The organism is Psychrobacter sp. AOP30-A2-5, from assembly GCF_052378115.1.
In the GTDB taxonomy this organism is placed as follows: domain Bacteria; phylum Pseudomonadota; class Gammaproteobacteria; order Pseudomonadales; family Moraxellaceae; genus Psychrobacter.
In genome coordinates this window covers 1-13201 of sequence record NZ_JBQSXK010000019.1, presented here as the reverse complement: position 1 = coordinate 13201, position 13201 = coordinate 1, and the positions used below count along the sequence as shown (strand labels likewise).

General features: G+C 42.2%; 11 protein-coding genes. 8 read left to right on the top strand and 3 right to left on the bottom strand.

The window, feature by feature from the left end; translation table 11 throughout:
* Window positions 1-171: 171 nt before the first annotated feature.
* The 3 genes from ACT3S4_RS11845 (at window position 172) to ACT3S4_RS11835 (ending at window position 2539) form a co-directional block, all read left to right on the top strand.
* Window positions 172-687, top strand: a complete 516-nt coding sequence (locus ACT3S4_RS11845) for a hypothetical protein (protein ID WP_201560975.1) — start codon at window positions 172-174, stop codon at window positions 685-687.
* 377 nt (window positions 688-1064) lie between these two features.
* Complete coding sequence (locus ACT3S4_RS11840) at window positions 1065-1544, top strand: BLUF domain-containing protein (RefSeq protein WP_201560974.1); 480 nt, start codon at window positions 1065-1067, stop codon at window positions 1542-1544.
* Window positions 1545-1723: 179 nt separating this feature from the next.
* Entirely contained in the window at window positions 1724-2539 is an 816-nt protein-coding gene (locus tag ACT3S4_RS11835) for a hypothetical protein (RefSeq protein WP_201560973.1), read from the top strand.
* A gap of 139 nt (window positions 2540-2678) precedes the next feature.
* Here the strand turns inward: ACT3S4_RS11835 and ACT3S4_RS11830 are convergent, their stop codons facing one another.
* The 3 genes from ACT3S4_RS11830 to parC form a co-directional block, all read right to left on the bottom strand.
* Complete coding sequence (locus ACT3S4_RS11830) at window positions 2679-2999, bottom strand: hypothetical protein (RefSeq protein ID WP_201560972.1); 321 nt, start codon at window positions 2997-2999, stop codon at window positions 2679-2681.
* Window positions 3000-3105: 106 nt separating this feature from the next.
* Window positions 3106-3537: a hypothetical protein gene (locus ACT3S4_RS11825; RefSeq protein WP_201560971.1), complete on the bottom strand. Its 432-nt coding sequence runs from the start codon at window positions 3535-3537 to the stop codon at window positions 3106-3108.
* Window positions 3537-5846: a DNA topoisomerase IV subunit A gene (gene parC / locus ACT3S4_RS11820; RefSeq protein ID WP_201560970.1), complete on the bottom strand. Its 2310-nt coding sequence runs from the start codon at window positions 5844-5846 to the stop codon at window positions 3537-3539. The genes ACT3S4_RS11825 and parC overlap by 1 nt, the downstream gene beginning before the upstream one ends.
* A gap of 571 nt (window positions 5847-6417) precedes the next feature.
* On the opposite strand from parC, the gene ACT3S4_RS11815 reads away from it, so the two are divergent.
* From ACT3S4_RS11815 to ACT3S4_RS11795, 5 genes are all read left to right on the top strand, one after another.
* Window positions 6418-8145: an AMP-binding protein gene (locus ACT3S4_RS11815; protein WP_201560969.1), complete on the top strand. Its 1728-nt coding sequence runs from the start codon at window positions 6418-6420 to the stop codon at window positions 8143-8145.
* Window positions 8146-8753: 608 nt separating this feature from the next.
* Window positions 8754-10526 carry an AMP-binding protein gene (locus tag ACT3S4_RS11810; RefSeq protein ID WP_201560968.1) on the top strand — a complete coding sequence of 591 codons (1773 nt, stop codon included), beginning with the start codon at window positions 8754-8756 and terminating at the stop codon, window positions 10524-10526.
* Between the two features lie 241 nt (window positions 10527-10767).
* Window positions 10768-11484 carry a ribonuclease PH gene (gene rph, locus ACT3S4_RS11805; RefSeq protein ID WP_045443953.1) on the top strand — a complete coding sequence of 239 codons (717 nt, stop codon included), beginning with the start codon at window positions 10768-10770 and terminating at the stop codon, window positions 11482-11484.
* A gap of 77 nt (window positions 11485-11561) precedes the next feature.
* Window positions 11562-12053, top strand: a complete 492-nt coding sequence (locus ACT3S4_RS11800; RefSeq protein WP_201540150.1) for a hypothetical protein — start codon at window positions 11562-11564, stop codon at window positions 12051-12053.
* Between the two features lie 365 nt (window positions 12054-12418).
* A complete protein-coding gene (locus ACT3S4_RS11795) occupies window positions 12419-13189 on the top strand; it encodes a hypothetical protein (protein ID WP_201560967.1) in 771 nt (256 codons plus the stop codon).
* The last annotated feature ends 12 nt before the right edge of the window (window positions 13190-13201 follow it).

The window sequence follows — 13201 nt, the reverse complement described above, 5'->3', positions numbered from 1 at the left end:
TTGCTGGCATTGTGATTGATTTGCGCTTATTGGAAAGGTTAACAAAAACTCTAAACGATATAATTAACTTAAGAGTGGCTATTTATTATAAGGTTAAGATTAACGATCAATATCAGTTAACAAAATGATGAACGATTTTTATCAGTGTATCCGCTACCTAAAGGAGCTAGTATGAAAATTTTTACCTTAAAATCAGTCACCACTTTGACGGCTTTAGCAACATTGGCACTATCTGCCAATGCCTTTGCAATGGATGTTAAGTTTAACGATGCTGCTTGGAATGGCAAAAAAATACCTGAAGGGCAGCAGTGTCTAAACTATGATGGCAAAAATCCAGCCACGCCGAGCATGACGGTCTCAAACATACCGATGGGCGCGGAGAGCTTGGTCTTCGTTTATAACGATGTGAGCAATAAACGTATGCAACATGGTGGACATGGCATTGTAGAGTTTAACCGACCAGAAGGTGCTACGAGTGCTGAGATTCCACGTGTGTTTGGGCATACTTATGAAGTGCCAGTTGGGATTGAGATGGTCGCGGAATATCGTAGCCGTGCAGGGGAAGCGGGAGGGGCATATAAACCACCTTGTTCAGGTGGCAAAAACCATCTGTATACGGTAGATGTGCAGGCATGGCAAGGCGATAGTGTGCTTGCTGAGACAACGGTTGAGATGGGTCGGTATTGATGCCTTAGTCGTTTTAATGAGCATAAAAAATCCGTCTATACCGTGTGTATAGACGGATTTTTAGTAAGAGTAAGTGATGTTTGCAACGACTGAGACATGAGTAAGCGTGGGTCAGTCGTATGTTAGGGTTGAGACCGTGCTATAGGAAAATATAGATTAGGCTTGTTAATTATTAGACTAATGATATCGCAGTCATTGTGCCAAGTTTTATAGTACAATTGTACTCCGAGAAATGTCAGCATCCTATTTCATTAAAATTCCAATGGTTATTTCTAGAAATACAATGATGCTAGATGACAAAAAACCACTAAGAAAAAAAATTTTATTGATTATACTTTATCTTAAATTAGATCAGGTTTTTATAAATAAGGTTTCTCATGACTATAGCGACAAGCCATACTCCAGAAAGCAAAAAAATAAATGGCGAGCATATTCTTATCAACATGATATATATCGCCAAAAATGTCGACCTAGATTCAGGAATCGAGCTAACTCGCGCACTTGAGTATTGGCGAAGGTATTTTGAAGAAAACAATATAGCTTCAGCTTTAGTCATTAGTGAAGGTTATTTCGTTCAAAGTTTTCAAGGAACAAGGCCCGCTATCAATATTGCCTTAGAAAAAATACTTGACGAGCATTCAACCATTTTTCCCAATATTGTTAATATAGAGGAAATAGAGTCGCGTCAATGGAATGGGTTTTTAGTGAAACATCTAACATCAAGCGCTGAAGACGAAGAATATGCCCTAAAAAGCTTCTCAGCAGGTTCTGACTATAATCCCTATCTAATGACAAGTGCTCAGATTAAAAGCTTTTTGACAGCAGTTTTTAAAGATACCAAATCCAGCAATTTTTAGATAAGTTCTCTATTATAACTAGCGTAAAAAAGCCGTCTATACAGTGTGTAGGCGGCTTTTTAGTTGTTTTCAATATCTTATATTTATAGATCGTAAAGGTTGAGCGTTGTAATTCTACATATGTTGTGTATTATCATCTGAGGCGTTCGCTATTTGAATAACTTAAACGGATTATACATATGAAAAAATTGTCTTTATTGCTAGTAACGCTTTTAGGTTCATCAATCGTATTAAATAGTTGTGCGACTATCGGTCTTACAGATTATGCCAAAAACGATAATACAACGGAGCACACAAAAAACGTTTTATCTGAGAGCGTCATTGCAGTGGGATATCCTAATAAACCTATACAAGGATACGAAGATGCTATGATTCTAGCTGGTAAAAATTATAGTTTTTTGGTAGAGCCTGTAGTCTCTGCTAATACACAATCTGATCTGTTTAAAAGAATTTTCGCTCAAGTGGATTTAGGCTCGTTATACATCGACACTCAATCTTCATATACCAATCGTAATATTCAACAAAAAACTCAAGCTGGTTCCAATGAGCTTATTCTAGATGTAGAAAATGATGAATCAAATCAAATTAAAAACGTACCTACAACTGTTGGCTTGCTATATGCTAAGCCGATTAGTGCCCTAAAGATTAGCGAGCAATCAAAGTTAGAAAGTTTTGGATTTGAATGTAAGACAGCCATTGTTACTGAGCAACAAAATTTAATTTGTCAGCGTGCAGTAAACGTTGAGCTGACGGTAGCTTCTGCAGTACAAAACATTAATGACGTCAATTATAAGCTCAAGCAGCCCTTAAATATCCAGTTGAATTATAAGTGGGAGACAGGCAGTAACGCTAATAAGTTTAGCGCGGTTCTACTACCAGTTGCCATGGCAGTAGATATCGTCACTCTACCTATTCAAGCTTTAGGTGTTGGTCTTACATATGCAGCTTTCGCAGCAGCATATGGTCAATGCGGTGGTAGTCGTAGCTGTATATAGCGTGTCGGCTTTCGAAAGTTAAAGCGTGCCTTCCATGCACCTTTCGGGTTTTATTTATGTAATGGAAACCTGAAGTTCAGCCTACGCCAGGCCGTCAACTCTATATGATAAAGGCATCATTTATATTTACTAATGCAATTTAACCAACGACGCTACCCATTTCAAAAATAGGTAGATAAAGAGCAATAATGGTCAAAGGAATAAGAAGAATAGCCAAAGCTAAGAGAAAATATTGAGTGGTAGCTTGCCATCTTTTTGACGGTTCCAACAAATAAACCAAGGGTATTGGGATCAAGGCTAACCCTAACCAGTATTTATGAGTACTTAACACGACCTTAGTGAAGACTGGTATATCAACACCAAAACTTTTATACAATTCTCCAAAAGTTGGAGTCACCAAAATTACTACTATTGCGCAGAATAAAAATAAAAATGATGTTGCTATCGCTAAAATTTTCATAAAATCACTAATAATTAAAGTCGTAGGTCGCGCCTAGTGTGCGATTTTTAGCGTTACTAATCTCATTAATGCGTGGAACGCACCCTACGTCAATCACTGTTGTTTCTTAATTACTTTGACAAAGTCGCTCATATAAACGCTTATCTACTGCATCAGTAAACTCAAGAGGGCGAGTAGAACGATCATCTGCCCCCAGCTCAAACATGTCAAATATATCTACAAAAGACCCTAAAGGCTCTGTCTTTGCAAACAGCCTTTGAGAGTGCGTAGTGATAGTTTGTTCTCTACAGTCAATAATATATGAAGCAGTTATGTAAGGCTCATAAAGCGCAATGGGGTAATCAGAGAAATGACTTTGAGGCCAAGTACTTGTCTTCATAGGTATTTCATGTTGCGAATCGCCTAAATGCTCAGTCTGATGCGGATTGATATAGATTTCAACAGGGTCAGTTGGATCATTTTCATTTATCAATTGCCATTCAGCGAAGCTTGGTTGTGAGAGCAGCAATATAAGCAATAGTGAAGTTGATTTTTTCATTACTTACCAACCTCAACACTAGTCACGTTCTGAAAGCCCCTTGGCAACTGACCACCACGATTGCCGCGCACACCCGTATAGTTAGCCAAATCATTTGGTTTTAGCGTCACATGACGTTTGCCAGCAGTAATGATTAGGCTGTCTTGCTGACTGAGTGGCGTGATTGTAAGCACTTCTTCGCCTTCTTTTAACTTGATAAGTTTATTGCCTTTACCGCGTGCCTGTTCAGGCAAATCATCGAGGGCAAATATCAGTAAATATCCAGCATTGGTCACGACGGCGATATGGTCAGGTGCTACACGTGTATTGCTATTCTCACCGTCAGCATTAGCGGTCGTTTCTACTGGCGCATCGATACGCGCAACAGGGAGCAAGCGACTATCAGCCGCTAAGTTAATGATGTTCTTACCTGCTTTTTGATTACTATCGAGATTACCGATGGTGTTGATAAAGCCATAACCTGCGGAGCTAGCGAGGATGATGCGCTGGTTGTCAGCACCGGTTAATAGCTGCTCAAAGCTAGCACCTGCTGGTGGTTTTAACACACTGGTCAGAGGATCGCCTTGACCACGAGCCGATGCGAGATTGTGCGCGTCAATACTATAGCTGCGTCCAGTGCTATCGAGCACGTAGATTTTCTCATTGGATTTGCCACGGACGTGCGCTTGATAGCTGTCACCTGAACGATAACTCATGCCAGCGGCATCGACGTCATGACCTTTGGCAGCACGAATCCAACCTGCCTTTGATAGGATGGCAGTGATTGGTTCGCTCGGTACAAGGTCAGATTCTTTTAATGCTTGCGCTTCTTCGCGCTCTGCTAGTGGTGATACGCGCTCATTGCCATGTTCTTTCATATCAGCTGTGAGTTCTTCAATCATCAGATTGGTCAGACTGTCTGGATTGTCCAAATACTCTTGAATGATCGCGCGTTCGGCAGCCAGCTCATCTTGCTCGCGGCGCAGCTCAATTTCCTCTAACTTTGCTAGCTGACGCAGACGAATATCCAAAATAGCATTGGCTTGAATCTCAGTGAGGTCGTAATCTTGCATTAACGATAATTTTGGATCGTCCTCTTCACGAATGATGCGAATGACTTCATCAATATTGAGATAAGCAATCAACAAGCCCGCCAAGATATGTAAGCGTTTATCGATTTTATCGAGGCGATATTGTAAGCGACGGGTGACCACTGAACGGCGACAGATTAGCCATTCATCAAGGATTTCTTTTAGATTTTTGACCTGTGGTTTACCATTTAGGCCAATCATATTCATATTGACGCGATAATTGCTTTCTAGATCCGTACTGGCAAACAGATGGCTCATGACGCGAGCGACATCGACCCGGGTTGATTTGAGCTCAAGCACGATACGGCAGGCATTTTCGTGATCTGACTCATCATGGATATCGGTAATCCAAGGCAGCTTTTTGTCCGTCATTAACTTGGCGATTTGCTCTTGAATCTTGTTGCCTGAGACTTGGTAAGGCAGCGCGTCAATGATGACGAGATTTTTCTCTTTAGGGTCAACATGGAAGGTTGCACGCATTTTATAGCTACCGCGTCCAGTCTCATACATCGCTTGCAAATCTTTTTTGCTGGTGATGATTTCAGCTGGAGTTGGCAAATCAGGCGCTGGTATTGATTGCGTGAGCTGCTTAACGGACAACTCTGGATTTTTAAGCAAGCGAATCGCTGCACGCACCACCTCATTAAGATTATGCGGTGGAATATCGGTTGCCATACCGACCGCGATACCTGTTGTGCCGTTTAATAGTATGTTAGGTAGGCGGGCAGGTAGGGTAGTTGGCTCTTGCATCGTGCCATCAAAGTTATCCTGCCAATCGACTGTACCTTGTCCGAGTTCTGCCAGCAACGTATTGGCATAAGCCGACATTTTGGCTTCGGTATAACGCATGGCGGCAAAGGATTTGGGATCATCAGGACTACCCCAGTTACCTTGACCCGTAATGAGCGGATAGCGATAGCTGAACGGCTGCGCCATGAGCACCATGGCCTCATAACAAGCACTATCGCCATGCGGATGGTATTTACCTAAGACGTCACCGACGGTACGCGCAGACTTTTTAGCTTTGGCAGTAGATTTTAGCCCCAGCTCACTCATGGCGTAAACAATGCGGCGCTGGACAGGCTTTAGGCCATCGGCGATATTTGGCAGCGCCCGATCCATGATGACGTACATCGCATAGTTGAGATAGGCCTGCTCAGTGAACTCTGCGACTGAGCGAGTATCCATCGGTTCATTGGGAATAATAGGGTCAATCGTATGATCAATAACATCGGACATAAAATAGGGTTCACTTATCAGTTTTAATAGGTATAAATAATCGGTGCAAGCGTACAAATAGGATAGCGCTATCGTAAAGGATATTGGCAAAATTAAAAAGGCATAAGTCAGAATAGACGACAGGTCGTGACGTGCTAAATAACGATAAAGAGAGTACACAGCGTAACTTTGTGACCTTAGCAGAGCTTGCTACTGCCCTTGATAGTAAAGGTAAAAAATAGTTAACGATAAAACACTATAAAGAGTATTAATGAATAAATGTTCGCTAATAAATCGCTGAAAAATTATCGCTTATTGTTATTAAGGTTTTGATAACTATGACATTATTGACCGTCAAGACAGTTTGCGAACTCAAGTAGCAATCTTTTATATTGAGTAGTCTGTATAAAGTGTGTATGTTAATGAACAGAGGGCTATTTACCGCTATATTGTTTGCTCATCACCATATGATTGCCTCACAGCCAAGCTTGCTATTACGATGACAAGCCTGCGCTCTGAGTTTTTATATTTTTATCACACTGTGATTCGTATGGGTTGACGGTAGCGTACTATTACTAGGAGAGAAAAGATTATGGAAAATCACAGTAACCTAATTCGTCGTAACGATAAAGTATGGGTCAAAACTTACGAAAAGCTTGGTATTCAATACGACATTGATATGCCAGCCGCTAATACTTCTTTAATCGATATATTTGAGCAGAATTTTACGAAGCACGCTGGCAAGACAGCGTTTGTCTGTATGGATGCAAAACTCTCCTACGAAGATTTAGATCGTTATAGCAAACAAATTGCTGCCTACTTGCAATCACTTGGGTTAAAAAAAGGCGATAAAGTCGGCGTCATGATGCCAAATATTTTGCAGCTACCGGTTGCCGTATTGGGTGTGCTGCGTGCTGGCATGACCTTGGTTAACGTTAACCCGCTTTACACCTCAAAAGAGCTTGAGCATCAACTAACAGACTCTGATACCAAAGCATTATTTATTTTAGAAAACTTCGCCAAAACGTATGAAGACATTGGTAAGGACTTGGTTGACCATGTCATCGTGACGTCAATGGGTGATTTGATGAGTCCATTGAAAGGCTTTATCGTTAATATGGTCGTGCGTCACGTGAAGAAGCTTGTACCTGACTATAACCTTAAAACCAGCACCAACTTTAAAACAGCACTGAATCGCTTCTCAGCCAAAAATTACAAACGTCCAGATAATATCTGCCTTGATGACATTGCCGTTTTGCAATATACCGGTGGTACGACCGGTGTTGCTAAAGGTGCAATGCTCACGCATGGTAATTTAGTCGCCAACCTGATTCAATGTGATACCTATCTTGGCGATGCTTTTGATAAGTTTGAAGGTATGGATGAGCAGCCAGTTATCATGACCGCCTTGCCGCTATATCATATCTTCTCGTTTACCGTTTGCGGTATGTTTGGCTTATATCGCGGCTGTATCGGGCTACTGGTACCAAACCCACGTGACGGCGCAAGCTTAATCAAAGCTTACAAAGATTATCCACCAGCGTTTTTCCCAGCGGTCAATACGCTGTTTAATGCTTTAGCAAATAGCGATCCATTTAAAGCCTTAGATCATAGCAAACTTGAGATGTCGATGGGCGGTGGCATGGCAGTATTAAAAGACACCGCTGACAAATGGCAAAAAATTACTGGTAATGTGATCGTACAAGGCTATGGTCTGTCAGAGACGTCTCCTGTGGCGTCAGCAAACCCAGAAGGTACGGGCGAATTCTCAGGCAATATTGGTCTGCCGATGCCAGCGACAGACATGGCTATCTTGGATGAAGAAGGCAATGAGGTCGCACTGGGTGAGCGTGGCGAGATTTGTGTTCGTGGTCCACAGGTTATGAAAGGCTACTGGAAACGTGATGATGCTACTGCTGAAGTCATGACGTCTGACGGTTATTTCCGTACGGGTGATATCGGCGTGATGGATGAAGAAGGCTACTTTAAAATCGTTGATCGTAAAAAGAATATGATTTTGGTATCAGGCTTTAACGTCTATCCAAACGAAGTCGAAGATGTGATGTCAGGTCATCCAAAGATTTTAGAGTGCGGTGTCATCGGTATCGAAGATGAAAAGAGCGGCGAAGTGCCAAAGATTTATGTCGTGCGTAGTGATGACAGTTTGACTAAAGAAGAAGTGCTTGCTTATAGCAAAGAGAATTTAACTGGTTATAAGCGTCCTCGTTATGTTGAGTTCATCGATGAGCTACCAAAGTCAAATGTCGGTAAGATTTTGCACAAAGATTTGCGCGTGCTGGAAGAACAGAACCACGGTTAATAAGCTAGCCTTCAGTGCCAGAGTATTTTTATGAGTGTCTGCTACTGTTTGTTAGGCACTCGTAAAGTCATCATGATAAGTCACCACGATACTAATGATAAAAACTAAAGCTACCAACTAACGCTACGAACTAAATCTGAAAGAAACTATCAGGATGCTAAGTTGTCGTGATAGTGGTGGTTGTGATACTGGGTGTCGTGATCCAAAAATGGTAAGGTTGCTGGTATGCTGCCTTATCATTTTTTGTATTTATTGCTTTTTTTGTCGCTATGACCCAGTCAGGTAGAGATAGAGAATTTTTAGCAAAACTGCTATAGTGCTTACCGACATATTTGTCTATTTATCGACGAGATGACGTTAGTTTTGCGCTATATCTCTGATAAAACTATCAGGGATAAAGGGGTTTTTAATTCGGTAGTGCTGAGTTATTATGCTATTTATCAAGGACTTAACGTTGCGCTTTGATTGACAAAGCTTGTGAATGACAAACCTTTTTTGTTACCACGTTTTTTATTCACAAGCTTCTGCTGTCATTGATCAATCACAAAAAATAATGGTGTTTTCATTAGATTATTCTACGTTTTTAACGGTAACATTTAGGGAAAATTATGACCGACAGTATCAATAAAGAGACCACAAACGATAACGCTGCAATGAACAATAAAGACAGCGTATTTCCTACTATGCCGACGATAGATAGTGACAGCCCATGGTTGAAAACTTATGAGCGTTATGGCATTGATGCGACTATCGATATGCCTGATGACAATACCTCTTTACTTGATGTGTTTGAGCGTAACTTTAGCCGTTATGGGAAAAAAACGGCTTATATTTGTATGGGTGCATCGATTAGCTTTAAGGAATTGGATTTATACAGTCGCCAAATTGCCAGTTACTTACAATCATTAGGATTGGTAACAGGTGATAAAGTTGGGGTGATGATGCCCAACCTCCTGCAATATCCAGTGGTTGCTTTGGGGATCATCCGTGCCGGTATGGTGTTGGTCAACGTCAACCCTTTATATACCAGCCGAGAGTTATCGCATCAGCTGCATGATAGTGGCACCAAAGCCCTATTCATTGTAGAGAACTTTGCGAACACCTATCAAGAGGCAGAAGACAAAGGTCAGGTTGAGCATGTCATCGTTTGTAAGATTGGCGATATGCTAGGAACAGTGAAAGGAGCCGTCGTTAACCTCGTTGCGCGCCATGTCAAAAAAATGATTCCGGCTTATAGTCTGCCAAACAGCGTGAGTTTTAAGCACGCTTTAAATGCAGTATCAGCCAGCAAATATAAACGCCCTGATTTGAATTTAAGCGACGTGGCATTATTGCAATATACTGGCGGTACGACAGGGGTTGCCAAAGGTGCAATGCTGTCGCACGGTAACTTAGTTGCCAACATGCTACAGATTAGTGCATTGATGGACAGTGCCTTTGATGATGATGTTGATGCTAGTGATGTCATCCTGACGGCACTGCCGCTATATCATGTATTCTCATTTATGGTCTGCGGCATGTATGGCATGTACCGAGGTTATGCAGGCTTGCTTATCCCAAACCCTCGTGATCTTGATGGTCTGATTAAAGAGATGGCCAAATACAAACCCGCCTTTATCCCTGCGGTGAATACTTTGTTCAACGGTCTAGTACACAAAGACGGCTTTGCAGACTTAGATTTCTCTAACCTAAAAGCGTCTATCGGTGGCGGTATGTCTGTCTTGCCAAGCGTGGCAAAAGAGTGGCATAAAATCACTGGTCTGCCTATCGTGGAAGGTTATGGTTTGTCAGAAACCTCACCAGTGGCTGCTTTTAACCCGATGACCATTGCTGAATTCACGGGTAAAATTGGTATTCCTGCCTCTAGCACCGATATAATACTAATCGATGATGATGAAAATGAAGTCGCATTGGGTGATCGCGGCGAGATTTGTGTCAAAGGCCCGCAGGTAATGATAGGTTATCAAAATCGTCCAGAAGAAACGGCTGAAACGTTTACTGCCAATGGCTTTCTGAAAACTGGCGATATCGGCATCATGGACGAAAAAGGCTTTATCAAAATCGTTGATCGCAAAAAAGACATGATTTTAGTCTCTGGTTTTAACGTTTATCCGAACGAAATTGAAGAAGCCATGAGCGAGCATCCAGCTGTGGTAGAATGCGGCGCTATCGGTATTCCAAACGATGACCGCGGTGAAGAGCCCAAGTTGTTTGTGGTCAAAAAAGGCGATGTGACCGAGCAAGAGTTGCTTGATTTTGGCAAAAAGCAACTGACTGGCTACAAGCGTCCGCGTCACATACAGTTCGTCGATGAATTACCAAAATCAAACGTGGGTAAAATCCTGCGTAAAGAATTGCGTAAGATGGAAGGGTTAGAATAAAGTTGGTGCTATTTCTTTGTTAAGCCAATGACTGGCTCAAGTAGCGGCGCAATAGCTCGAACGAATCTTGCTATTGCGCCGCTGCCACGTTAGGATATCTCAATATTTACGTCTGCTATGGCATCCAATTATTATTTATTTTAGCTTGTTAATAGTTTGCTAGATAAATGAAGGTTGGCCACGTAATGACAGACACCTCATTTTATGACACCGCCTTTAAAACATTGTACTAGGGATTTTTATGCGTATTGACAATCGTGAGCTTGACCAACTTCGCTCGATCAGCTTTGAGCGCCATTATACTAAGCATGCCGAAGGGTCAGTGTTAGTCAGCTTTGGTGATACCAAAGTATTGTGTACCGCTAGTGTTGAATCTGGCGTACCGCGTTGGCTTAAAGGTAAAGGCAAAGGCTGGATCACTGCTGAATATGGTATGTTGCCACGCGCGACGAATACTCGTAACCAACGTGAAGCGGCACGTGGTAAACAATCAGGTCGTACCCAAGAAATCCAGCGTTTGATTGGTCGTAGCTTACGAGCGATGATTGACTTGAGTAAGCTGGGTGAAAATACCATTTATCTTGATTGTGATGTTTTGCAAGCCGATGGCGGTACTCGTACTGCTAGTGTGACAGGGGCTGCTATTGCGCTTATCGATGCATTAGAGAGTATCCAAAAAAGCAAAAAACTCAAGGCAGATCCACTGATTGGTTTGGTCGCTGCGGTCTCTGTTGGTATGAAAGACGGCAAAGCGTATCTAGATTTAAACTACGAAGAAGATGCCAGCTGTGATACTGATTTGAATGTGGTTATGACCCAAAAAGGCGAATTTATTGAGCTACAAGGAACGGCGGAAGAAAAGCCATTTACCCGCGCTCAAGCCGATGATATGCTGATCCTTGCCGAAAAAGGCATCGCTGAGCTGATTGCCATGCAAAAAACAGCCTTGGGTTGGTAGTCCTATTGATGACTACTTGCTCATCGTATTTTCAGTAAACTTTTACTTTCTTATTACTCTGTAACAGGTAGTCATGCATGCTCAAGCTGACCGACGATGGTGCCAAAATCACGCTACAAGATCAGCCAAAAACGACTGATGATGGCATGTTTTGGTTTGGCTCAGCATTATTAATAGGAGCAGTGGCGGTTGCTTTGGCAATGAGTCTGCTGCCTGAGCGCTTGGCTATAGGGGCATTGGCGCTACTGATTATTGGTAGCTTTATCTTTAATCGAAAACGCCAACAACATAAAAAAGCCATGGCTGGCGTTATCAGTAGCGGCATCTTGTGGCTGCGTGCGGGTGAGCTGGTGCATGACAATCAAGGTAAGCGTCAGCATATTCAGTTAACCGACGGTGATAAAATCATGCTTATTGGTGAGCAATTACAGATTGTTGATTGTGATGATATACGCAAATACCATATTAGCGGCTTTGATAGTATCCAAGAGGCAACCGCTGCCAAAGCTATTTTGCAAGGTCAAGCATTGGGCAAGCGCCATGTGAATATCAAAATGAGTAACGATTAGCTTATTTCTTAGCCGATTATCTACTGGATTGGGCTATAAAAAACCTAAGTGGCTTTCTCTGAGCAGTATTTTATTTCAGCAATCTTCTATCTCAGATAATATTTTATCTGCTCAGTACTCTATCTACGCAGTATTTAATCTAAACACTGCTTATTCTATTTCCTTTTTATTTAGCGCCAGCTCTCCATCGTTTTTCTACGTGCTCTTCTTATCTAACCATTAGTCGGCATTTTTATACCTTTTATCGGCTATTTGAGCCGAATAATGCTTGCAGCTTCATGTCTAAATGGTTTATAAGTAAGATTAGAACATCCTATTATTATGGTTTATGTTGTCATTTATATTTTATTGACAAGGAGTTGGTCATGTCGCGTTTGCCTGTGTCATTATCTATATCGCCGTCGGTTACCGCGTCGTGCAGTCTTTTATTGTTTACCGTTGGCTTAGTAGGTCAGGCCCATGCCGATAGTATGAGTGCGCTGATCGCCCAAAAATCTGTGCAATCTGATTTTAGTGCTCGCTATACACCTTCATACTCAGCCGTGCCCTCTGCGAAAGTCAGCACGCGTTCTACCATTCAACGTGCAGGAACTTATCGCTCAAATTCTGCCAGTGCTCCACCAGTGATTCAGACATCCTATCGTTATCCTGAAGTAGCGCGTCAAGCACCAGCAGTGATGCCCGCTTTTTTATCGGGTAATTATGATAATGTCGATAGCGAGTATTTACCGTTACTGAGCAGTGCGGAGATGCAGAGTAGTTTGGCCGCACGTGAAGTAGTTAGTACAGCACGCAAGATGGCGCTGAATGAGCGCGCGATCATTCAAGGTGGCTGCTGGGACTATCTCAATGCCGTGTTTAAACGCGCCGGGGTGACACGCGATACCATTCATAAAGGTACTTATGGTCAAGGTCCGTATGCCAATAGTGGCGAGATTGAAGTTGGGGATTGGCTCTATTATATCAATCATGGCTATAATGGCGTCGAGCATAGTGGACTGTTTGTCGGCTGGGTTGATGAGCGTGCAAAGCAAGCACTGATCCTCAGCTATGCGGGCGAAAACCGCCGCGAACCTGCGCGTTACCGTGTTTATGATTTGAGTAATGTCTATCAAATCATGCGCCCTAGTGTTTAAGGTGTCATATTT

Bases quoted from the DNA above. Each gene is read 5' to 3' on its own strand.
- ACT3S4_RS11825 (WP_201560971.1), bottom strand. From the start codon at position 3,537: ATGAAAAAATCAACTTCACTATTGCTTATATTGCTGCTCTCACAACCA.
- ACT3S4_RS11840 (WP_201560974.1), top strand. From the start codon at position 1,065: ATGACTATAGCGACAAGCCATACTCCAGAAAGCAAAAAAATAAATGGC.
- ACT3S4_RS11845 (WP_201560975.1), top strand. From the start codon at position 172: ATGAAAATTTTTACCTTAAAATCAGTCACCACTTTGACGGCTTTAGCA.
- ACT3S4_RS11795 (WP_201560967.1), top strand. From the start codon at position 12,419: ATGTCGCGTTTGCCTGTGTCATTATCTATATCGCCGTCGGTTACCGCG.
- parC (WP_201560970.1), bottom strand. From the start codon at position 5,846: ATGTCCGATGTTATTGATCATACGATTGACCCTATTATTCCCAATGAA.
- ACT3S4_RS11830 (WP_201560972.1), bottom strand. From the start codon at position 2,999: ATGAAAATTTTAGCGATAGCAACATCATTTTTATTTTTATTCTGCGCA.
- ACT3S4_RS11800 (WP_201540150.1), top strand. From the start codon at position 11,562: ATGCTCAAGCTGACCGACGATGGTGCCAAAATCACGCTACAAGATCAG.
- rph (WP_045443953.1), top strand. From the start codon at position 10,768: ATGCGTATTGACAATCGTGAGCTTGACCAACTTCGCTCGATCAGCTTT.
- ACT3S4_RS11835 (WP_201560973.1), top strand. From the start codon at position 1,724: ATGAAAAAATTGTCTTTATTGCTAGTAACGCTTTTAGGTTCATCAATC.
- ACT3S4_RS11810 (WP_201560968.1), top strand. From the start codon at position 8,754: ATGACCGACAGTATCAATAAAGAGACCACAAACGATAACGCTGCAATG.
- ACT3S4_RS11815 (WP_201560969.1), top strand. From the start codon at position 6,418: ATGGAAAATCACAGTAACCTAATTCGTCGTAACGATAAAGTATGGGTC.